The sequence below is a fragment of the Mycoplasma sp. 4044 genome, assembly GCF_053851695.1.
This window is the reverse complement of sequence record NZ_JBSQBD010000001.1, coordinates 158,629-182,400: the sequence shown is the minus strand read 5'-3', so window position 1 is coordinate 182,400 and position 23,772 is coordinate 158,629. Positions and strand designations below refer to the sequence as shown.

General features: G+C 31.1%; 19 protein-coding genes and 1 tRNA gene. 7 read left to right on the top strand and 13 right to left on the bottom strand.

Going from position 1 to position 23,772, the window contains the following annotated elements:
• On the bottom strand, positions 1–996 hold the full coding sequence (locus tag ACWXVN_RS00915; protein ID WP_455978808.1) for an ABC transporter permease subunit: 996 nt from the start codon (positions 994–996) through the stop codon (positions 1–3).
• Entirely contained in the window at positions 956–3,781 is a 2,826-nt protein-coding gene (locus ACWXVN_RS00910) for an OppA family ABC transporter substrate-binding lipoprotein (protein ID WP_455978807.1), read from the bottom strand. Before ACWXVN_RS00910 ends, ACWXVN_RS00915 begins: the two co-directional genes overlap by 41 nt.
• A 190-nt stretch (positions 3,782–3,971) precedes the next feature.
• Here ACWXVN_RS00910 and ACWXVN_RS00905 point away from each other — a divergent pair, with 190 nt between their 5' ends.
• Positions 3,972–4,526, top strand: a complete 555-nt coding sequence (locus ACWXVN_RS00905) for a thymidine kinase (protein WP_455978806.1) — start codon at positions 3,972–3,974, stop codon at positions 4,524–4,526.
• 205 nt (positions 4,527–4,731) lie between these two features.
• Here ACWXVN_RS00905 and ACWXVN_RS00900 read toward each other — a convergent pair.
• The 8 genes from ACWXVN_RS00900 to ACWXVN_RS00865 form a co-directional block, all read right to left on the bottom strand.
• A tRNA-His gene (locus ACWXVN_RS00900) sits at positions 4,732–4,807 on the bottom strand.
• 40 nt (positions 4,808–4,847) lie between these two features.
• The gene (rsmI, locus tag ACWXVN_RS00895) at positions 4,848–5,561 is read right to left on the bottom strand and encodes a 16S rRNA (cytidine(1402)-2'-O)-methyltransferase (protein WP_455978805.1); all 714 of its coding nucleotides are present in this window, start codon (positions 5,559–5,561) and stop codon (positions 4,848–4,850) included.
• Entirely contained in the window at positions 5,551–6,444 is an 894-nt protein-coding gene (locus ACWXVN_RS00890) for a hypothetical protein (protein WP_438341591.1), read from the bottom strand. Before ACWXVN_RS00890 ends, rsmI begins: the two co-directional genes overlap by 11 nt.
• Positions 6,444–7,100 (bottom strand): dTMP kinase, encoded by a 657-nt coding sequence (tmk, locus tag ACWXVN_RS00885; RefSeq protein WP_438341592.1) that lies wholly within the window; start codon positions 7,098–7,100, stop codon positions 6,444–6,446. The genes ACWXVN_RS00890 and tmk overlap by 1 nt, the downstream gene beginning before the upstream one ends.
• Before the next feature lie 10 nt (positions 7,101–7,110).
• A complete protein-coding gene (locus ACWXVN_RS00880; protein WP_455978804.1) occupies positions 7,111–7,692 on the bottom strand; it encodes a toprim domain-containing protein in 582 nt (193 codons plus the stop codon).
• Between the two features lie 2 nt (positions 7,693–7,694).
• Entirely contained in the window at positions 7,695–7,988 is a 294-nt protein-coding gene (locus ACWXVN_RS00875) for a YbaB/EbfC family nucleoid-associated protein (protein ID WP_455967597.1), read from the bottom strand.
• A gap of 9 nt (positions 7,989–7,997) precedes the next feature.
• Positions 7,998–10,364, bottom strand: coding sequence for a DNA polymerase III subunit gamma/tau (dnaX, locus tag ACWXVN_RS00870; RefSeq protein ID WP_455978803.1), 2,367 nt, complete (start codon positions 10,362–10,364; stop codon positions 7,998–8,000).
• A gap of 124 nt (positions 10,365–10,488) precedes the next feature.
• Positions 10,489–11,454 (bottom strand): YwaF family protein, encoded by a 966-nt coding sequence (locus ACWXVN_RS00865; RefSeq protein ID WP_455978802.1) that lies wholly within the window; start codon positions 11,452–11,454, stop codon positions 10,489–10,491.
• 267 nt (positions 11,455–11,721) lie between these two features.
• Between ACWXVN_RS00865 and ACWXVN_RS00860 the strand changes: the two genes are divergently transcribed.
• Together ACWXVN_RS00860 and ACWXVN_RS00855 are read left to right on the top strand one after the other, a co-directional pair.
• On the top strand, positions 11,722–13,332 hold the full coding sequence (locus tag ACWXVN_RS00860) for an AEC family transporter (RefSeq protein WP_455978801.1): 1,611 nt from the start codon (positions 11,722–11,724) through the stop codon (positions 13,330–13,332).
• 96 nt (positions 13,333–13,428) lie between these two features.
• On the top strand, positions 13,429–14,397 hold the full coding sequence (locus tag ACWXVN_RS00855; protein ID WP_438341598.1) for a lactate/malate family dehydrogenase: 969 nt from the start codon (positions 13,429–13,431) through the stop codon (positions 14,395–14,397).
• A gap of 98 nt (positions 14,398–14,495) precedes the next feature.
• Here ACWXVN_RS00855 and ACWXVN_RS00850 read toward each other — a convergent pair whose 3' ends face one another.
• Positions 14,496–14,897 carry a large conductance mechanosensitive channel protein MscL gene (locus ACWXVN_RS00850; protein WP_455978800.1) on the bottom strand — a complete coding sequence of 134 codons (402 nt, stop codon included), beginning with the start codon at positions 14,895–14,897 and terminating at the stop codon, positions 14,496–14,498.
• Between the two features lie 81 nt (positions 14,898–14,978).
• Positions 14,979–15,785, bottom strand: coding sequence for a LicD family protein (locus tag ACWXVN_RS00845; RefSeq protein ID WP_455978799.1), 807 nt, complete (start codon positions 15,783–15,785; stop codon positions 14,979–14,981).
• Positions 15,786–15,938: 153 nt separating this feature from the next.
• Between ACWXVN_RS00845 and ACWXVN_RS00840 the strand changes: the two genes are divergently transcribed.
• The 3 genes from ACWXVN_RS00840 (at position 15,939) to recO (ending at position 20,494) form a co-directional block, all read left to right on the top strand.
• Positions 15,939–18,107 carry a HinT-interacting membrane complex protein P80 gene (locus tag ACWXVN_RS00840; RefSeq protein WP_455978798.1) on the top strand — a complete coding sequence of 723 codons (2,169 nt, stop codon included), beginning with the start codon at positions 15,939–15,941 and terminating at the stop codon, positions 18,105–18,107.
• Between the two features lie 2 nt (positions 18,108–18,109).
• Positions 18,110–19,717, top strand: a complete 1,608-nt coding sequence (locus ACWXVN_RS00835; RefSeq protein WP_455978797.1) for a HinT-interacting membrane complex lipoprotein P60 — start codon at positions 18,110–18,112, stop codon at positions 19,715–19,717.
• Between the two features lie 117 nt (positions 19,718–19,834).
• A complete protein-coding gene (gene recO / locus ACWXVN_RS00830; RefSeq protein ID WP_455978796.1) occupies positions 19,835–20,494 on the top strand; it encodes a DNA repair protein RecO in 660 nt (219 codons plus the stop codon).
• Between the two features lie 60 nt (positions 20,495–20,554).
• Here recO and metK read toward each other — a convergent pair whose 3' ends face one another.
• Positions 20,555–21,682, bottom strand: a complete 1,128-nt coding sequence (gene metK / locus ACWXVN_RS00825; protein WP_455978795.1) for a methionine adenosyltransferase — start codon at positions 21,680–21,682, stop codon at positions 20,555–20,557.
• A gap of 236 nt (positions 21,683–21,918) precedes the next feature.
• On the opposite strand from metK, the gene ACWXVN_RS00820 reads away from it, so the two are divergent.
• Positions 21,919–23,718: an MATE family efflux transporter gene (locus tag ACWXVN_RS00820; RefSeq protein ID WP_455978794.1), complete on the top strand. Its 1,800-nt coding sequence runs from the start codon at positions 21,919–21,921 to the stop codon at positions 23,716–23,718.
• Positions 23,719–23,772: the final 54 nt, after the last annotated feature.

Below are 23,772 nucleotides of genomic sequence, written 5' to 3'. Positions count from 1 at the left end.
CTAATCCTTTGCAAATGGGTTAATTGATAATTTGATAGTTTCTGTGATTAATAGTGAGCTTAAATATGTAACTGATAAAAAGGCGACTAAATAGCAAAGTGCTTCATTGTGATAGGTGGCGATAACTGAATATAAATATTTTCAAGTTCCTGGCACAGCATAATAACTTTCTAAAAAGATACTTGCAATGAAAAGTGACAATATTTCAAAAGGAATCAGTGTCAATACTGGACTAATTGAGTTTTTAATTACAACTTTTCAGTATTTTTGTCAACCATTCATTCCTAATGTTGTGGCATGTAAATAGTAACTTGAATTAAGAACTTTAATTGTTTCACTTCTTGTCACTTGCACAATTGAAGACATCGAAATAAGACTAAGACTGAGTATTGGCAACAAATAGGTTGAAAACTTGTGTACGTCAAAATCAATAATCATTGATGTCTCTGAAAACAATAAATTGATGATTGGAATTAATATCAATAAAGAAATCGAAATGAAAATGATAACTCCAAAATTTATTAAATAGTCAGTAGCTTTGTTTCTTTTGTATGCTGCAAGCGAACCTAAGCAATAACCAATTATTAGGCTTATTAATAAACTTATTAAACCAATTGTGTAGCTGTAACGATTTTGTGTGATTCAGTAGTTACTTAGTTGCAAATTTTCTTGGTCGAAGACACCAATTGATTGATCTAGAACCTGAAAATTAAGAAAATTAAAAGTAAAGAGCCTTCCAATATATTGGAAGACTTTTTGTGCCAAAGGTTTATCCAGTTGATAGATTTCTAACAGTCTTTCATACCCTGTTTGATCCGGCGCCATTGACATTTTTTCAATGTCTAAAGGTACTGGGTGAAAGGCAGTAGTTAGGGTATAGATGATGATGTTAATAAGAAATAGAATGATTAAACTTAAGGCTATTTTAGTGACAAAATTTCAAAAATAATGTTGTCTATTTTTCCTTTGTAGTATTGATTTTCATATCTTGTACATAATCTATATCATTAAATGCGATTGGAGCAGATAAGTATTTTTGACTATATCTGTAATCTAAGTTATTTAAACTTGGAATTCATTTTTCTAAGTTAATTTCTACCCCTCTTCAGGTATTTAGTTCTCTCAGTAGTTGCACAACTTGTTCGTTAGTTACAGTTTTTAAATAATCACGAGCAAGTTTAGCAGCCTCAGTAATATTGTCGATTGAGAAAATTCCTTTCGAAGCATCATATTTATATGCAGGCCCACCTAGTCCTCTATATGAATATGCTTTTAGATCATCTATTCAAATTCCTCTTAAATATAAGTTTCTTTCTTCATATGAGTTCATTTTGTCTAGATCATTTCAAGTTAGAGGTTTAAATTGCGCTTCTAGATTTTTATCTGCAGCATTCGGTTTGTAAATTTCGTTCATTTTGAAGTTTCCGTTGTCGAATTGTTTCTTCATAAATTTAGCGAAATTGGTTAGTTCTGGGAAGTTTTGAGCAAGTGGTGATTTGTTTCCTTTATCAGCATCAGCAAATAATTGGAATAATGGGAACATACTTTGTCCAATTGCGTGAGTAATTTTATCTAGGTATGAAGCTTGAGAGTCATCTTCATAGTTAAGAACTAAATGTTGTGAAATAGTGTTAGCTCCTGTACCATTGTCAGCTCCAAAAATTCTCACAATATCTTCGTTAGTGTTTAATTTCTTGAAAACTGGATCTAAACGACTGTCTAAGTCTTTAATTATTTGAATCATGTCATTGTATGCTTTTTCTTCCGCTGTGTTAACAACTGAGCTGTTGTAGATGTATCAAGTAATTTTTTGGTCGCTTGACAATGAATTTTCTTTGTAGAAATCATCTAGTAATTTTTTCATTGCTGGTTTAATTGAGCCAAAATATATTGATTTTGTGTCATTTTTGTATGCGTTGTTAGCTGTTAATGTTAATTTATTTCCCTGTGCATCAATAGCGATTAAATCATTGATGATATCTTTCGCATCACGAGGTGTTTTGTATTGCGATGTCTCTTGGTCTGTTCCACCAATTTTGGCATCAGGCGCTGCACCATTTAATCATAGATCCACATTTGCATCAGGGTTAAGTTTTGAAACAATTTGTTGTCAGTTGATTGCTTTGTTAATCATTGTTTTAAAACTTGCTGATAATGGGCTTAGAGCACCTTTAGTAATTGAACGAGTCACGTGATTTAAGTCTGTACCAACATATCCTTTTTGAATTTCATCAATAGAAGCACCATAAACAAGTTTTGCATAATTGTTGTTAAATGCAATACTTTCGTAGTTTACCTCTGCAACTTTTGTATCATCATATGCGACTCTTGGAGCAGGAGTAAAGTTAAACACGCTCTTGATTGTGGTTTTAGTCTTTAGGAAATGTTTGAAAGGTACAACTGAGTAGTTTGAAGAGTTTTTATTCAATGCATCTTTAGTACTTTGGTCTTGAACATCATACGTCATAAATGCATTTTGACCATTTTTAAAGTTACTGTAATTTCTTGAGTTGTCTGTACTTAAAGAATTGAAAACTATTTGTTTTACTGAATTTTTGCTCTTAGCTCAGTCTTGGTCTCAGTAATTTGGATTTTGTTTTAGAATGAATTTTGAAGTCGTTGAATCTTTTGATGGAATATATGCACCAGCATAAAGGTTATTTTCTCAATCTTTTACACCATAGAAATAAATACCTGATGCATGTACAATGTCGTAACCATATGTTTTAACTGTAACATCATATTTTTCTTTAGTTTTCGGATTTTCCATTGTTACTGTAGACATAGTGTTGTACTCTGGTTTTTGAGCCAATTCCTTAATGTATTGACTTGGGGCAGCCGCAAAAATGTTTGAGTTAATAAACATTAAGTTTCAGTAATTAAAAATATCTTTTTGTTGTTTGAAATCTTCGTCTATTTCTAGAACTAAACTATTGTCTTTAACAGCATTCACTGGAGCATATGTCGTTTTGTCGTATGCTCTAAATTTTTCGCTACTAATTCCATTTATTTCCATTAGTTGATTGTGAGTGAATAGTTGTTTTCCGAAACGTTCAATTGGGCTAACTCCTGTAACAGATTGAATATTTTTATCAACTGCTTTAGCTTGATCTGGAGTTCCATTATATCCAGCTTCTTGACGTTGGAAACGTCCTTGGAAGTATGAACGTAAGTATGAGTATCAGAAGTCTTCTGCTACCACTTTGTATTGTGTTTTGTTACCATCAGCATCTGTTCAATAAACATCGTCACGAACTTGAATAGAAATTTTGTTTGCGGCACGCATGTCTTGTATAAATTGTTCTGAGTTGATTGAACGTGAATCCGAAGATTTTTGATATTCATATGGGTTGGTGTCTGATGTTGATAGTTCATAGTCGTCTTTGTCGTAAACTTTTTGACTACCATCTTCTAAAGTAATAGTAATTGATTTTGCCAATTCAAATTTGTAGGCAACTTGTCCTGATTTTTTAAGTGCTTTAGTTGTTGTATCATATTCTGGTGAAGAAATAGTAATATTTCTAAATAATTGTCCTGAAACAGCTGTTTCTAAAACTGGATTATCTTGATAGTTGATGCTTAATTTTGCACTATAGTCTAAAAAGTATGCACCTTGTCTAAGGTTGTCTTTTAAATTAAAAACAACTTCTTTTGAAACTTCTTGTTGCTTGTCATCACAAGAAGCAGCAATAAAAGCAACTGATGAAATGGGCAAAGCCATAACTCCTAGCGCTAAAAAGTAACGCTTGGCTTTAGATTTTGATTTAAAAGATTTTTTCATTTTTTGTCCTTTTCTTTATAAAAATTGCTTAAAAATTATTTTTTATCCTAGAATACTACACAAAAAATTAAAAATTTAACAAAATAGTCCACTTTTTTAGCAAAAATGCAATATTTTTGGAAATTTAGTAATTGTTAAAACAAAAAAATAAAAGGGTTAAAATAGAAGCATATTAGTTGGGAGGAGTTGTATGCAATATTTTGATCAAGGTATTATTCAAGTTATTACTGGACCAATGTTTAGTGGTAAAAGTGAAGAATTATTAAAAAGAGTAAGAACGTTGGAATATGCCGGTTATAAGATGACAATAATTAAGCCAGCAATTGATACAAGATTTGGAAAGGATAACATTGTTTCAAGATCTGGTGTAAAACACGAGACACATTCACTACAAGATATAAAGGATATTTATCAATTAATAGAGGAAGATACAAATGCCATTATTATCGATGAAGCGCAATTCTTTGGTGATGAAATTGTTGAAATTGTTGACGATTTAGCAAACAAAGGATACTTGGTGATTGTTAGTGGTTTAGACCAAGATTATCGTCGTAAACCTTTTAAAAATATGGCGATGATAATGGCGATTGCTGAAAAAGTTACAAAATTATATGCCGTTTGTGTTGTATGTAAAAATCGTGCTTCTTGTTCTTATCGGACAGTAAATAGCAAAAAAACTATTCTAATTGATGATGAGTCTTCATACGAAGCACGTTGTCGTAATTGTCACATTCTAAAAAAATAGTAAAAGAAAAAAATGAGTTGTTGTTTATAATTCACTCCTTGTGGAGTGTTTTTATTTGCTTAAAAATTAAAAAATAAGTTTTTACTGATTTGCTTGCTTTGAAAATGACATTTTTAATAAAAAAGAGACAGAGTTCATATTACTCTGCCATAAATAGTTTGACGTTCCTTATTAAGAAATATTTTGAAAAAAGGTATAAAAAAAATGGGGCGAAAGACGGGGATCGAACCCGCGAATGCTGGAGCCACAACCCAGTGCGTTAGCCACTTCGCCACTTTCGCCATTTATTAAGCTATAAAATTATAGCACAACGCAAGCAAATTAACTCACATTTTTTAAATGGGCGTATTTATTGACTTTTTCTTTTTTAACTTCAGGGATATTAAAGACTAAAACGAATTCTCCTTTTGTATTATCTTGAAGCTGTTCTAAAACTTGTTTAGGGCTCCCTTGATAACTAGCTTCGAATTTCTTAGTCATTTCTTTTATTAAATATAGCTCGATATTGTCTCCAAAAACAACATCAAAATCATTCAGTGTGGCTATTAGTTTATGTGGTGATACATATGATATGTAAGTATTAGGAGATAATGTTTTGAAATAATTTATTCTTTGCTGACTTTTATCCTTTAAAAAACCAATAAAACTGAATGTCGAGCTGAAATTAGCTTTTATGAAAGCATGAATTAAAGCAGTAGGTCCTCCAATTACTTCTACATCTACGTCATTTTGTTTGCATAAGCGAACTATTTCGAATCCTGGATCGCTGACAGCCGGCATTCCAGCATCACTAATCAAAGCAACAGATTTGTTGTCTTGAATCATTTGCAAAACTTTTGGTGCAAAAGTTTTTTCATTGAAATTATGATAGGCTGAAGTAGGTGTATAAATTTCATAATGTTTCAGCAGTGGTTTTGATGTTCGAGTGTCTTCACACAATATTAGATCTACTTCTTTTAAAATTCTTACTGCCCGATAACTAATATCTTCTAGATTACCAATTGGAGTCCCTACTATATATAGTTTATTTTCCATACAAATCACTCATTTCAAGTATAAATTGTGCTTTTTGGGCATTGAAATTTACGTTGTTTTTTGACAATAGCAATTTATATTTTTTAGTCACTTCAATAGCCTGTTTTATATCTAGATTGCTTGATAAAACTTCACGATTTATCAATAAAACTTCACGATAAAAATTATTTTGTTGTAATAAAACTTCTGAATAGTAAGTGTGTAAAAATTGTAACAATATCCAACTGTTTTCTTTTGTCAAGTTTTGCACCAAAAGATTGATTAGTTGTGAATAGTTTTGTTCGTTACATGCTTGCAATAACAGTTCTAGACTATCTTCAATCTCTTGAGTATAAAAAGACTCAATAAATTGAGCGCTATCGGTTAAGAAAGCGAAAAAATGTTTAAATTTTGAATTTTCAAACAAAGTATTATTCAAAATGTTTGTTTCGTTTTTTGAGTTAATATCTACTACAACCGAGCGTGAAAAAATTGTTTTCAAAACCTTGTTTTTGTTATTAGTAGTCATTATTACAAAAACGTTTGGCTCTAGGTTTTCCAAGAATTTTAAAAGTAAGTTTAGCGAACTGGCATTACCATTTTCAATATTTTTAATAAGAATGATTTTGCTTTCTAAACTATTCATTGATTGAGTAGTTTTGCAAATAGCTTCATTGACTGCTTCTTTGGTAAGAGTTTTATCGCTTTCTAAAATCGAAAAATTCAAATGACTTTGCATTTGCGATATTGAATCAAATTTAATATCCTGAATATGATTTATAAAGTAAAGGACATAAGGTGATAAGTCGACTTTTTGATTTGTTGAAAATAAAATTGTTTGAATTTTTTTATTGTAATGTGTTGCGTTATCAATCAGTTGAAAAATATTTTCGCCACTTGCCATTATTTAACCAAGTGATTTTCTAAAATTTCAGTTACTGTTTTTAAAACTTCTTCGATTGGCAAAGAAGCATCAACAATCTTGAATTTGTCTGGTTCCTGACTGATAAGTTTATGGTATCCATCGTAAAGTTTTTGGTAATAGTCTAATTCATGATCTTCTAAGCGATCTAAATTCTGACGATTATTAGTAATTCTTGCTAGTGATTGTTCTGGTTTTAGGTCGAAATAAATCACTAAATCTGGCATGACTTGCTTATTGCTACCTAGCGATAAAGCAATTTTGTTTAATTGACGAACATCATCAATACCTAAATTACCCAACACTCCTTGATAAATTAGAGATGAGTGAAGGTAGCGATCACTAATTACAACTTTATTTTCTTGTAGCGCAGGTCAAATGCATTTTTCTAAATTTAGACGTCGACTTGTAACGAATAGAAGAGCGTCCACAGCAGGACTAAAATTATTTTTGTTATCGAGAATCATTTGACGAATTAGTTCAGCTTCACGAGAATTGCTGCTTCCTGGTTCTCTTGTGTAAATTACTTCAATGTTTGGATGTTTTGCTTTTAAGTACTCTTTGACATGCTTTAAAGCAGTAGTTTTTCCACCTCCATCCATACCCTCAAATGTGATAAATTTTGCTCTTTTATTCATAATGACTTCCTTACATCTTTACTTTGTACTCTAATGATTGTTTTAAGGTGATCGGATCAACAATGTCAATGGTTGCCCCAAAAGGAATTCCAGTACTTAATTGAAAAACTTCAATATTATTAGCACCCAAGATAGTTTTTAGTCTTTGCATGGTTATTTGACCGTTTAGATTAGTTGGCAAGGCTAAAATAACTTCTTGTATACCAGTGCAATACTGCAAAATTTCTTCAATAAGTTTTTGGTCAAAATTTTGTTTTTTAGTGCTTAGTAAATCACTTAAAACAAAGTATTTTCCTTTGTAAGTGCCAAGTTGTTCGAAAGATTTAATGTCCTGAGCTTTTTCTACAAAAACAACTTTTTTGGAGTTTTTGCGTTCTTTACAAATTTCACAAATCTCATTTTTGCCAAAATTATGACACAATTTGCACTCAATGATAGTGCTTTTTGTGTTTTTTATTACTTCTAAAAGACTATCAATTTCCTTGCTGCTAGCTTTTAGAATTTTGAAAACAACTTTTTCTGCCATTCCCTGTGACAATCCAAAGGTTTGTTTGATTGCTAGTTTTAGCAATTCTAGTTGCTCGTTATTCATTATTAGAATGGTAGTCCTGTTGTTGGAACTTGTTTACTTAATTCTTCATATTCATTTTCGATTTTTTCAAGTGCTTCATTAATAGTAATAATGATTAAATCTTCTAGTGTTTCTGTATCTTCTGGGTCAACTAGTAATTCATTTAATTTTAAAGAGGTAATGGTTCTTGAACCTTTCATTACTAGTTTGATTCCTTGTTTTTCAACAACAAAATCTTTTTTAGCGATTTCTTTTTCTTTTAATTCCATTTCAGCTTGTAATTTTTTAGCTTGTTTTAACATTTCATTAATATTCATATTTATCTCCTAACTTCAATCTGTTTTTAAGGCATCACCAAAAATGTCTTGTAGTTTTTCATAACTATCATCTTTTTTTAGTGTTGGTAACGGTGGCAAAGGACGAACTTGTCTTGATCTTATTAATTCAAAATTAGATTTGTAAAAATTCTTTGCTCTTTCCAGCTGTTGTCCTGTAGCAGCAAAAAGGTGTAAACTTTTGCCAAAAACACTTTGTACAAATCTTCAATAATCATCTTGTTTTTTTAGTTGATTAAATTTATCAACCACACTTTGATAATTACTTTGGAAAATAATGAATTGATCAGTACTAATAACAATTTTGAAATTTTCCAAAATGTTGATAAATGGAGTAAATTCATCATATTTGTTTAAGTCTTTAGCTTGTGCTATTTTTGAATCATAAATAGTTTTAGTTGCCCGCGGATTATTAGTTTTACTTTTATACATTGCTGACAACATCATTAAATTGATTAACTCATCCATTGTTAAGTCAGTGCTTTGGTTTTCAATCACATCATCTAAACCAAAAATATCTTTTGTGGCGATTGCATAATTTTCTTCAGTTTTATTATTTGTTAGAATATCTTCTTCAATCACACTGTATTCAGCAGTGACTTGATTTTGTTCAACTGCGAATTCTTGTGTTTTTTTCAAAACGTCTTCAACACTTGCGTTTGAACGAGGATAAAAACTATCGTTTGAGATATCGTCATAACTTAGCATTTGGTTTAGACGGTCATAATTTTTCTCATGTTTTTTAGCATGTTGTTGACTATACTCACCGCCATCTAAATCACTCAACTCATTTAGTGACTCTGTCAATTTTTGTACTGGATTTAGTGTTGCTTGGCTGACAATCGGTTCAGGGACGTGTGTTGTTGTGATAGCAGTTTGTTCATCAGCCTCAATTTCTTGCAACAAATCTTCATTGTCTAGTGTTTCTTCATTTTTTAAGTCGAAAAAGTCGTTATTTTGTTCTTTTAACTCTTGTTCATAACTTCCTTTAACATTGAATTTGTCAATAGATGGATTAATGAAAACATTGTCAATTTGAATTGTTTGTTTTTCTTGTCTCTGACTTTCATTTTGTTCAAAATAATCTTCAACAACACTATTAGTTTGTGGTTTTATTTGAGCTTCATCAACAATTGAATCAATTGTTTTTCTTTCTAAATTACCATATTGTTCGTCGACAATATTTTTTTCTTTTTCCAAGAAGCTATTTTGTAAATTAGCGATTTTTTGTTCCATTAGTACTTCTGGACTTTCAATATTTTCACCAGAAGGGCTTGCAAAATCACTAGTACAAATTTTTAATAGTGCCAATTCGAAAGTTTGTTGTACTGTGTCGCTATATTTAATGTCTTTTAGTGCGTCCACTAGTTGGTTCAAAATCACATAAGCACTTGCAATGTTTAGTTTCAATTGCTGAATTTGTTCGACTGAAAGAGATTTTAAAAATTTAGCCTTGTTAGTTTTATTTCAAACAACAAAATCTTTAACCGCCTCTACCATTGCTAAAAGCATTCTTTCAATGTCGGCTCCATTTTCAATGTAACTGGTGACAAGTTCTAAAACTTCATTAATGTTTTTAGCAGCAATAAGATTAATTAGGTTGATGATATTTTGTGTTGATGTCAAACCAAACATTTTTTCAACATCTTCAACTTTTACTTCATTTTCACCAGCAAATATTGACACTTGATCCGCCATACTCAAGGCATCACGCATTGCTCCATTTGCTAAGGTAGCAATCAATTTCAAAGCCTTATCTTCAAAACCAATATTTTCATGTTTATAAACATTTACCAATTGTTGGAAGATAACTTCATTATCAATTCTCTTGAAATTAAATCTTTGTACCCGACTTAAAACAGTAACCGGAATTTTTTGTGGATCAGTTGTTGCCAAAATGAAAATTACATGTTTAGGTGGTTCTTCAATAGTTTTCAGTAACGCATTTCAAGCATTTTTTGAAAGCATGTGAACTTCATCGATAATGTAGATTTTGTAAGGTGATGAAGATGGAAGGTTATCGATATTTTCTTTTAACATTCTGATGTCATCAACTCCAGTATTTGAAGCAGCATCGATTTCTAAAATATCAAGATTACGATCGATGTTTACTAAACACTCCTGGCAAGGTGAGTTTTCACTTTTTTCAGCATGTTGGCAATTTAAAATTGAAGCAAAAATTTTGGCAACTGATGTTTTACCAGTACCACGAGGTCCACAAAATAAATAAGCATGAGAAATTTTGTGTGTTTTTATCACATTTTTAAGTGTGTTAACAATATGATCTTGCCCTTTTACTTCGTCAAATGTGTGGGGACGGTATTGACGATATAAAGCAATATAACCATTATCAGCCATAAGACTCCTTTGAATGAAATTAAATAATACTAATTTAATTTATTTTATTTTATCACAGACTAAATTGCTACAAATTTAAAGTTTTACGAGATTGATTTTTAAACAAAAAAGCGCCGCTTGCGCTTTAATGTCTAACAATTCATTTCGATTGTTTAAAATCTGCATAAACTTGTGATTTTTGCACAAAAAATCTGATTTTGTTTTCTTCGTTTCTATATAAACCAATTTTTGAACCTAGAAAACAAATACCAAGTCCGATGAAATAGAAAATAATAAAAATTCCAATGTATAAAAATAAATGGTACGGCCAGTGAGTCGGTATACCCAAACTGTCTTTTTGGCTATTAGCTTGATCAATTCCCATATAAAACCAATTAGCATGTCAACGAACATCGGGAGTTATTTTTGTAGTTAAATAATTTAAACTAAAAACTAATATGGCAATCAAAATCATGGTAATAAGTGAGTCTTTTATCACTGTCTTGGTGACCTTTTGCTTGCCTAAAATTGTTATTAATGTCGACATAATTAACAAAAAAGCATGTGCAAAAAAGAAATCTCAAAAGGCAAATGAGTCTAATCCTCAATGGATTGGTATTCCGTGATTTGCTCTTTGCCAAAATTCGTTATTTGCCAAATCAGTTAGACTAAATGCTATTAAAGCTCCAATGTAAGCAAAAATGCAATAATATTTTGAATAATCAAAGCGATTGAAGATAATTGACAGAATTACTAAAAATATAAACAAACGACAATAGTGTAAAGGTATTATTTCTCAATAATTAGGAAACCCATTGGTAAATAAAATCAATAGTCTACCAAAAAAACAAATCAAAGATATAGTTCCAAACAAAGTTCAAAAGCTTGTCTTTTTTAAACCAAGAATTTGTGTTCTTTTTTCGTAACGTTGTCTAATCAGCGAACGAAACAATCACAACAAAATGCACGTTAGTGCAACTAACGCAACTAGTGAATAATAAAGTGGCTTGGATTGCTCAAAATTTCAGTGTCCGCCGGCTCAATGAAAAAATCCTTTTTCAAAGACTTTTAGAGTCGGAAGATCTAGAGGTGCAAGGCTAGTTCTAGTCATCTTGAGTAAAATTATAAAGTAAATAATTGTTAACAAAACACGATAAAAACAAGTTTTTTGTCTTATTTTTGCATCTAAAAAAGCAAAAAAATGCTTGGTAAAAGCACTATTCATAGATTGTTAAAAAATTATTTCTTTGTTTATTTGAGTGAGTTGCTTAAAGTTTTTAAATATGTGTCTTATTGTATAATTATGAGTGAGGCATAAGCCGAATAAAAATCAAATATTTTATAAGACACATTTGAGTGTCAAAAAATCAAGGAAAAAATGAAAGACTTTGTAAATGTTATAAGTCAACAAGGTATGTGGGGTGGAGTTCTTGCCACATGTGCCTTCGTTGCTATAGGTTTTATAGTTACAAAGATGGGTTTATTTACTAAAGAAGTAAATCAAAAGATTTCTAAATTCACCCTTCAATGAGCTCTTCCTTTTCTTTGCATTGTAGCTTTTATGCAACCAGCTACCGCTAATTTGGGTAAAGAAATAGGAACAATTATTGGAATAAGTGCAGCATTCTATATTCTTGCTGCAATTGTTTCAAAATTAGTAGTTAAATGTGGACCAAGAATGGTTCCAGGTTTAGTAAAACGTAAAGCATTAGTTTTATATGAAAAACAAAATGGTTCACAAGAAGCAAGCGAGCATGAAAAAGCAGCAGCAATCGCTTCTATTGAAGCCAAATTATTAACCGTTATGATGATGGTTTCATACGGTTCACTACAATTCTTTGCTTACCCTATGGTTATAGCAATGACTGGATCAATCTTCGATAGTAGTGCATTAGCACTAGCTCAAGTATGATGTATCCCATACATGATCGGAGCGTTCTCATACGTATTGATTCAATATTCAGGACAAAAAGTCTCAGCAAAAAACATTAAACCAATTCTAAAAGCAGTGTTCAGTCCAATGATGTGCTGTTTATACTTCTCACTATTTATGTGAGCAATACAATTTGCAGTGAAAACAGAATTCACAAGTGTTGGAAAAACACCTTTCACACCATATGATCCTATTTCTGAGCAAATAAAAGCTTTATCAGCAGGATCGAATGTAAGTACTGGTGCTATTTACTACAATAGTATAATAGCCGCTCCAAAAGCTAACTTGGAAAATATTTACAATGTTACTCTTGGTTCATTATCAGAATCACAAGTTAGCTTGTTAAAAGCTGAATTGTTACAAAATTACTTGAAAACTCCAAGAACTGAAGCAGAGCTTTTAGCATTTAAAGAAGCATTGAAAACTAACATAATTGCAGGTGGAACACTTGGAAATGCTGATGTAATACAAGGAGTCTTACAAATTGTAAAAACAAAAGATATTTCAAGTTTACCTATAACAATTAAACTAGGTGAAAATATTACTGCTGACAACTTGAACTGAATCCAGACTGTAGCAAGATCATCATTAGGAAAGAAAGTTCAATTTTGAGCTTCATTTAAAACAAACTTGCCAGCATTAGGAAAAATTCTAGATGCGGGTACCGCTATCATTTCTCCATTAGCTTGATTAGTAATTGGTGGAACTCTTGCTACATCTAACTTAAAAGCAGCAGCTAAAAACCCAACAGTTTGAATAGCGACATCATTAAAACTAATTTTAATGCCACTAATCATGTTAGTGATTGCTCTTCCATTAGTACACGCTGGAGTATTATCTCCAAGTACAGGAACCTTATTAGTTCTATTTGGTGCAACTCCACCAGCTGCCGTATGTATTATCTTTGCTGTTTCTGCAAAACACCCAGAAGTAGCATTAACTGCTGAAGTATCAGCATTATCTACATTACTATGTTTAATTGCAATGCCTGTGTGAGTAATTATTGCAAGTGTTGCAACAAATGCAGTAAAACCTGTAGCTACTCTAGGAGTATAGAAATATATATGACAAACTAAGAGCTAAATCATTAATATTGTTAATGGTTGGCTCTTTTCTTTCAAAAACTAAACTTTAATATTTTTAAGGATAAAAATGAAAAAAATTATTGTAGTAGGAATGGGAAACGTAGGATTCACATTCGTTAACATCGCTGTAAGTCGTGGATTACAAGCAAACTATGTGTTTGCAGACTTAAATGAAGAAGTGTGTGTAGCACATGCACGTGACTTCGAAGACCAAGTGGCTTTAATGCCAAGAAATAACTCAACTTTTAGAAGAGGAACTCTTTTAGAAGACGCAAAAGATGCAGATGTTGTGGTTATTACAGCATCAATCCCAATGAAAAAATTAGCAGACCGTCTACAGCTAGCAGCAGACAATGCTAAATTAATGAAATCATTTGGAGATGATCTTAAAAAAGCAGGGTTCCAAGGTACAGTTATTATTGCTGCTAACCCTTGTGATGTTATGGCAGCAGCAATTCACTATGCATCAGAACTACCATACAATAAAGTTATTTCAACAGGAACACTTCTAGACTCAGCAAGATTTAGAAAATTCATTGCTCAACGTCTATCAGTTTCAGCAGATTCAGTTCAAGCTGTTACTCTAGCAGAACACGGTGCTTCATTAATGGCTCCGTGATCAATGTTAAAAGTTGGAGAAGCAAAAATTGAAGATTTAATTAAAGCTGGAAAATTCACAGAAGCTGACAAAGAACAAATTCTAAAAGACACAGTAGCAGAAGGGCTTTACATTTATGCACGTAAAGGAAACACACAATTCGGAATTGGAACATCAATTTACGAAATTACAGATGCTATTATCAACAACAAACGTCAAGTTATGACCGTAGGGGTTAAACTTCCAGAAAACTACAAAAATGCCGGAATTTATTCATCAATTCCAGTTATTGTAGGAGAAAATGGATACGAATACTTACCTACAAAACCAAACATGACAAATGATGAATGAGCAGCATTTGAAAAATCAACTTCAGCTATTGCTAAAGTACATGAAGATGTTATGAACTTAATCGGAATCAAAAAATCATTCCAATAATATTTTTCAAAGCCAACCTTCGGGTTGGTTTTTTTTTTTTTTTTTGTAACCAAAAACCCTAGCTTTCAAAAGCCAGGGTTTCTAATTTCTCCTATATTTTATTTTTTGTTTGCGTTCATTTTTTTAAGTTCAGCTAAAATTAGTTCTTCTGTTGTAGGAACAGGTGCAACTGGTGCTGGAGCAGGTTTCTTAGAGTCTCTTCAGTTTTTAATTAAAAATACTAATAGAAGAGCTAAGAAAATAACGAATGTAACAACAATGAATGTAATTAAAGCACCAACAAAGTTTTGAATGTTCATTCCGTATACATTTGTTAATCCTTTTGTAGCATCTGGAAGCTTGGACTTCACAGCGTGGTTGATAGCTCCCATGATAATGTCTGTAGCTAAAGATGATACTACAGCACCAAATACTGTACCAAGTACCATTCCAATAGCCAACATGAACATGTTACCTCTTAGAACAACTTTTTTAGCGTCGTTATATGATTTTTTAAACATAAATACAATTGTAGCTTATTTTTCAGAAAATGCTACAACTTTTTGTTTGTTAAAAGTAACAAAAAAGCGAAAAATGCTTTATTATTCAGCACTTTCCTCGCTTTTTAGATTAGTATTCGTTTCAGTATTTTTAATCTTGTATAAGTCAAAAATGTTTTTATATCCATATGGTTGTGGTTTTCTTGGCAGTCTTTTTAGATTCTTTCCATAACGGTTTTCAAGATATTCTTTGTATTCTGAAAGAACGTTAGCATCCAAACCATTTCAATGAACTGAAATTAGTTTGTTTGTAAGGTTAGTAATTCAAGTTCGTTTGTATCTTGTTTTGAAATCGTCAATAACTAAAAAACCATCATATTTACTTTCTGAAAGTTTATTTATTGCTTCACGATATGTGATTTTTTTACCAAACATTCAGTATGTTAATGGGTTTAATATTTTATCTTTGTACGCTCCAAAAAGCAGTCACTTTTTGATTCAAATGCTTGCTATGGCGACATCCTGAAAATTGGCGTGTTTTTGATAACTTTTTCTTAGCAAGTTGTAAAAAGATAGAAATTTCTTTGCCTTTTTGACTGTTGTAGGTACAATAATGTTAATTTTTATGAAGAAATTGGTTTTGTAAAGACTTTCTTTTGAAACAACAAATTTGTTTTGAAAATCATAATACTCAGAATAATTTGTATTATCCAAAACATTGTCAGGAGCAATCATTTTTAATTTGTCATATGAATCTTGTTTCATCATTACTTCAAAAAAATCTAGTGATGTAGTTAGGTCTTTATTGGTTGTTGCTGAAACCAAACTTAAACCATCCAAACTGTATCAAAGATTGTATTTTTGACACAACTCAATAAAATATTTCAATAATTCTAATTTGTTATACATATTCTCATAATTATACTATTCATTAAATTTTCAACTAGTCTTTTGCCAAGGTAATTTTTGCCTTTTTGTTAAAATACCATTGCAAATTTCATTTGTTGGTATAATTCTTAATGATTTTATATTTAAAATATAAAAAACCTAAAAGGAGTATAAATGGCAAAGAACAATAGTTGAGCTAAAAAAATCGCTCGTTTCAACACCACCAAAGCAGAACAACGCAAAAAAGAAAAACTTCAAGAAGCAAACCACAATGAAGAAATGGTTGTTAAAAAGAAATGACCTAAAGTTGTATTGGGTTTAGCAATCGTTGGAGTTTTAGTAGCTGGATTTGCTATTCCATTGTCAGTGGCAGGCGCAAAATACAAAAAAGAAAAAACAAACTACAACGATGATGATGTGGTTTACACTGTTAAAGTCCCAAATAGTGATAAAACAGTTGAACTAAAATACAAAGACTTAAAAGCTATTAATGAAAGTGCTAGTGAAAATAGCACAATCTTTAATGCTACAAGCGCTCAAATTTATAAATATTTATATCAACAAGAATACGAAGCAAGTGCCAAATACAATGCAATTTATAATGCTGACAAAACTTTAAGTGAAAAGAAAAGCCTTTCATTAAAATCGCTAAAAACAATTCGTGAAGCTAAGCAAAAAGAAATTGAAACATTAAAAGAACGTTTCCAAAAACAATTTGGTTATGGAAAATGAGAATCAAAATTTAAAGAAGAATTAGCAAAAGAAAATTATGGAAAAAGCGAAACAGAGCAAGAAGCTGTTGATTATTTAGTTTCAAAAGAAATAAAAACTGATGCTTTAAGAAGATTTTCAACTGAAATTAATACTGACTTTACAATTGACGAAATTAAAAATGGTGTTAAAGCTAATGCTGATGTAACTTATCATTACTGAGATGAAGCTGCAAATAAAGAGCAAACTGTTACTTTAGCCAAAAAAGGTGAAATAATCGACTTAAAAGACTACTTCGCGTTAAGTGGTGATTATGTTAATACAGTCTTACCTACAAATAATCTAAATGTTTTAGATGAAACTAAAGCAAAAGCATACATTTTTGTAACCAAATCATTTGTTGCAAGCGCTCGTAATGCAACTAAATACATTGAAGATTGACTAAAAACAAAACCAGTAATTTATTCACAATTTACTTTAAACATTACCCAAAACCAAAAATCATCAGATCAATTATTCACTTTTGCAAAAAATGATTTGAAAAAACTACTTTCATTCGGCAGTTATGCAAATAGTGACAAAAATGTAATTGATTTAGCAATCAATCGTTTAGATTCTTTTGCAGGAATTACAAACATTGCTAGTGGTCAAAACTTGACTGATGAAGAAGTATTGCAAGCTAAAAATGACACTACCTTATTAGAAAATCTAGGACAAAATAATGCTTCAACATATGGTTCACAAGGATTTAGATCACTAAATGAAATTTATTCGAAAGAAAAAGCTGAATTCTATGTGCCATACACATCAATAGTTCAAAATAATGCCATTTTTACTCCCCACAAACTAGATGATTTCTTTACTAATTTCAAAAAATTAATTGTTGAAAAACTATTTGCTAACTCACAAGAATTACAAACCATTTTAAATGCAGATGCAATGGAATGAAGTAGCGAAAATGCGCAAAAAGCCGCAGAATACAACAAACGTATAGGTGATTATTTAGATTCACTTTCGAATTACGAAAGTTCAATTGATGAAATTATTAAACAAGCATTGCAAGTAAATGAACTAAATCAAGTGTCATCAGTTTACCAAATTGATGAAAATAAATTCGCTTTCTTTACTTCAAGCGGTTTAGTATTCATAAACACCAAAACAGTAACTGATAAAAGCAATGCTTTGGCTTTGATTCTTTCTGATTTACAAAGAAGTGCAAATAAAAACGACAACAATGCCTTAAAACCATTGTTTAACATGACTAATATTTTCAATTCATTATTTAATGAAAACTACGAAGTCTTGAATATGCTTGCAAATCCTGATTTTGTAACTTATTTAAAAACTCAACAATATGAAAAACAAACAAGTAGCGAAAAAGCAAACTTTGATGACGATACTATTGCCAAAGCAAAACAATACGTTACTTCACAACAATATGCAAGTCTAATTTCATTGTTAGTGGCCAAAAACAGTGAAATTAAAGAGTATGTAAATAATTTAATTACTAAAAACTTAAATGCTGATTATGAAAAAGTAAATAACAAGTGAGTAGTTAAAGACCACACAGACAAAGAATATAACCAATTTATTTTCTCTGTTATTCAAAAAAATCTACAAGGAGGAAACTAGTTATGACTAAAACAAAAAAAATATTATTTAGTTCAGCGGCACTTTTAGCCACAACATCGTTAGTTTCTGCTCCTTTAGTTGCATGTAAAAATACTGAAACTTCAGATCCAAGTGCTGGCACAATTCTAACATCAACAGCAACAAAGAATAAAGTTTTAACAACTTTAGCTAGTACACAATTACAAGTTTTATATGGTTCAGATGTTTCAAAAGGCTTAGAGGACACTAGCTCAAGTTTTTATAAAGACTACAAAACCCTTTTTGACATTTATGCATTCAAGCAAATTGAGTCTAACCCAATGTTTTTCGTGAATTTAGTACAAGAATTTAACAAAAAATCAGTTGACACTTCTTCTTTTAATCCACAAGGTTGACAAGTACCAACTGATGCTGAAATGAAATTTATTTATGATAATTCAGACAAATTAGATGACAACATTAAACTAAACATTTTGCAAAAAATGGTAGCCTACAACTATTTAATAAAAAATGATACTTTGTTATCACTAAGCGTTGCTAATTCTAAAGACAAAGTATTGTCATTAACTGACACAAGCAAAATGACAACTGATGAAAAAAATTCGTTTAATGGTTACGATCAAAGTGCTAAAAATTTATACTTAATGAAATATTTAGTAGAAAACAAATTAATTGAAACTTGAGAATATAGCCGTAACAGTGATTTAAGTTTATATCGTAATAATGCTTACGTAAATGATTTGGCAAGTTTTAATGCTTTAGCAAATCCAAATGATTTAACTTTAAAAACAGCCGCTAATAATCCACTTCTAGTCGGTTCAAACGATAACATCGATTTTAGTCAGTTATTAGGTTACAAAGGTGTTTCAAAATATTCTTCAACAGCTTCCGGAGACTTGAACTTCTCACTATGAGAACTAAAAAAAGATCAAGTAATCAGTGGTTTTGTTAACCCAACAAGCAATGTAGTTTATTCCCAAGATGACTTTTTATTCAGTAACATTTTATTAAAAGCAGTAAAAAACACTCCTGTTTTCAAAATTAGATCTACTGCTAACACAACAGCTAGCGTTAACCCAACCGATATTGAAGCTGAAGGTTATACAAATTCAAATTCAGTAGACTGATCTAAGACATTTAGCTATGATTCAAAAGACTACACAGTAACATTTAAGGTTGCTTCAGTTGAAAAAAGAAGCGATAATGTTTACAAACTAAACATCAGTGTGTCAATACCTGCTTTAAAAACTCGTTTAACATACGATTTTGATACTGAATTAACAAAAGATTCACAAACCCAATCAAAAAAATTTAACCAAAACGCTTTACCAACAGCAATCAATTTCTACAATCCTACTTCAAAAACGATTGAGGCTAAATATTTAATTAAATTGGTACCAATTTTAACTTCTTCAATTGTTGATAACAAGGTTGTTTATAAATGAAGTTTAGATGTTACTCCTTGAAAAGATGAAGCAAAACAAAAACAAATTGCTTACAATATTCTTTTCTTAGATAAAGACATTTATAAAACTGCAACTAAATATCTTTCAGATTTAGGAATTTCTATTGATAAAAGTAAAACTGACACAAAAATCATTGACTACCTGAAAAGCGAAAATCTTATTTAATTTTTAGCCAGAAGTACAATTTCTGGCTTTTATTTTGCTTTCTTTTACCCGAATCCTTCACTTTTGGCAGTATAACATCGACTATGTAATGTTTAGGCTAAATGTTATAATCTTGATATGGAAACAATACACCAGGGAATAGTTATCAACAAAATTGACTATGATGAATATGATGAAATTGTTACAATCTTGACAATGAATAAACCAATTACATTTTTGGCTAAAGGAACAAGAAAAATACAATCTAAAAACAGGTCAAGATTACAGCTTTTAAATGTTGTCGAATGTGAAATTTTTCAAGCCCGTCTTGAAGGTAAAATGAGTAAACTCAAACGTGCTGATTTGATTGCCCAATTTGACATTAATACCAACATTAATGTAACCAATAAATTATTATTAATGGCACAAAACATTGACTCAAATCCTTATGAATTTGTTAGTGATTTTTTCTTTTTAGTCAATAAATTCGGTAAGGGCGATGATAATCTTTACTTGCTAATTTTGATTTTCGATTTTTTAACTTGTACTGGTTTAAAAGTCAAAACTGATGGTTGTGTGATATGCAAAACGAAAAACAATATTGTTGATTTCATACCCCATGAAGGTGGTTTCTTGTGTAATCGACATGCAAAAAATTCTAAACACGCTGACTATTTACAAACCGTGTATTTAACCACTGGTAATATTGAAAACTATATTGACAATGCCAACCGTTATGCAGTTTTGAAAATAATTGAAGATTTATGAATTTATATTAAGGAAAATACTTTCCTTTAGTAACAAAACTTAAAGAAATTAAAATCACTCCCATAAAGTTGTAGGAGTGATTTTTTGTTTTTATTTTAAGTATTGTTTTAAGGTATCTACTTTATCCAATTTTTCTCAATTGAATTCAATGTCGTCACGCCCAAAATGACCAAATGTTGCAGTTGGCTGATACTTAACATTTTTTAAATCCAAGGTTTTAAAAATTCCGTTTGTTGATAAGTCAAAATTGGCATTAATTATATCTATAAACTCTCGATCGCTTAATTTTGATGTTCCAAACGAGTTAACAAAAATTGACTGTGGATAGGGTAAACCGATAGCAAATGAAAGTTGTACTTCAAATTCGCTTGCTAAGCCAGCGGCAACAATGTTTTTTGCTACATAACGCGCCATGTAAGCAGCTGAACGATCGATTTTTGTGTAGTCTTTACCACTGAATGCCCCACCACCATGGTGTGCATGCCCACCATATGTATCAACAATAATTTTTCTTCCGGTTAAACCTGTGTCACCGATTGGTCCTCCAACAACAAAACGTCCTGTTGGATTGAATAGAAATTCAAAATCGGAATTTAAATTATATTTTTTTACAACAGGATCAACTACTTTTGTTTTAATAGTTTGTTTAAAACGATTTAAGTCTGTGCTTTCCAAGTGCTGAATTGACATAAGAATTTTGTCAATTTTAATTTTGTTATCTTCATAAACAACTGTAACTTGACTTTTCATATCACTTTTAGCATGTGGTAGCTGCTTTTTGAGTCTTAGTTCTTCAGCTTTTTTGACTAACTCATGTGCTAAAGTAATGCTTAATGGCATAAAGTCCTTAGTTTCATTGCAAGCATACCCAAAGATAATTCCTTGATCTCCTGCTCCAATTAATTCGCTATCTTTTCTGTCGACTCCCATTGCAATATCTGGACTTTGTGAATTGATAGCACTAATAATAGTAAAGTCATTTTCTTTGTATCCTAATTTTTTTACTACTTTTCAAGCAATAGAAACCAAGTCCACATAGGCAGTTGTAGTGATTTCTCCACCAATAACAATTAAACGATTTGTTGCAAATGTTTCACATGCAACTCTTGCGTTTTTATCTTTTGCTAAAATTGCGTCTAACACAGCATCAGAAATTTGGTCGCAAATTTTGTCTGGATGTCCTGCTCCAACACTTTCTGAAGTAAAATACTTTTTCATAAATAAAACCCCTTTCAAATGAAAGGAGTAGGAGGATTCTATTATCTTATATGAAATAAAGCAACATGTTAGGTTATTAACCCCTCGCTTACCACCTTACTTATTAGCAGGTTGGTGACTTCATAGCAGCTACGCTCCGTACTCCTTATGTAACGCTAAACATTATAACAAAGCAACAAAAAATTCTGTAAAAATTCATGTCAACATTTGAAAAAATAGGAATACAATTTTTGATTATGAAACATTGAAACAAGCGAAAAAATAACTCGCAACAAGGCCAAGAAAGAGCTGTTGAGCTTTTTGAAAAGACTCCTATTAAAAAAGCTATATGAATGGTAGCAATACCAGGTCTTTTAACCATGCTGATGATGGGTTTATATTCATTTTTTAATCAAGTTTTTATTTTAAATTTTGTGCCAAAAACATTAGCAATGCTAGATGGCGATATTGCCAACACTTCGGGTCTAATTTACAATTATTTAGATCCTTCTTTTGCAGCCAATCATGTCACAAGAGAGCAATTTAATACCATTTTTAACACATATAAACAAATAAGTGGAGCAAATATTAGTAACTTAACTAGTGATGTTATTGCTTCTTTGAGTGTTAACGCAACTATTTTCTTCGTTGTTTTCTGTAACGCGGTTGTTATTTTAGTACCTATGGGAACAAGTGTTTATTACACAAAATGCATCTCAAAAGGTGTTAAAATGACTGCTAAAGACTTATGAGCAACTGCTTTTTGAACAACTTCAGGATTAGCTATTTTTGCAATGTTAGTTGTTTTCATTGCCATTTGAGCAGGACTTGTAGATAAAGTAGCAAGCCGCACTCACCTTGATGTAACTAAGTTTAGTGAACTAAATGAAAAATTGTCGAATCCTAATGCTGGTGCTATATTAAGTCAATATTTTGATGCCGGTCACAAAATAGCAGTTAAATGAGCACAACAATACATTTATGTTTATGCTGCTGGAACTTTATTGCAAGGATTTTACTTATTACTTTCTTACTTAATTCGGGCAGAAGGTAAAAACTCTTATGTAATGATATGAGCTATCATTGCTAACATTGTAGGATTAATTTTTGATGCAATTTTTATTATTGTTCTAAAGTGAGGAATTTTGGGTGGAGCAGCAGCAACAATCGTAGGTTGAATTGTTAATGTGCTAGCCTACTTTGCTTATGTCATTGTTAGTGATAAGAAAAATGACACTTGAATTGATCTAAAACACTTATTTAAATTTAGATTTCGTTACCGTTTGATAGCACCAATATCTTTATTGGGATTAAGTGCTTTTGTACGTACTTTTGGAGTAGCAGTTACCAACTTAATGATCACTTTACTATTCAATTACTTACCATATAGTGATGGATTTGTCAACGTTTATAACTGAGCCAAGGCAGCCCCTTCAATTACACTATTTTTCCTAGCTCTATTTGGAATAGCAGATGGATCTAGTTCATTATTAAGTTACAACTACACAAAACGCAATGTGCAAAGGGTAAGACAAACGTACTGATATGCTCTAATGATTGCAGTCATTTATGCCGTTTTTGTTTATTCAATAGTGGCAATCTTAGCACCATATTTCATCAAAATTTTAAATGTACCAAATGAACGCCTGGAAGAAGTTTCAACATTCTTAAGAATAAACATGGTAAGAATGGTTTTCTACTCATTCGCGGTTGGGGGAATATTGTTATTTAGAGCAACTAATAACATTAAAATGGCGATTTTAGTTGTTGCTTTAGAATCATTTATCACTTTCTGATTTGTTATGGGTACTTTTGTTGGAATAGGTTTCGGTTTATACAATTCAGGACACAGCAAAGAAACTTGTTCATACATGGTTAGTGTTGGTTTTGTTGTTAACGCCCTGGTTGTTGGTATTATCATTACCATCTTTTCAGTACACTGACTGTATAAACGTTTACCACACATTGATAAACAAAAACAAACTTGAAGTTTGAAGATTGAAAATGCCTTTTTCAATCGTGCCATTGAATATGAAAAAACACACCAATATAAATAGTAAGAAGCATGTTGTCAATTGAAGGTAAAACTTTTGACAACTATGCTTTTTTTT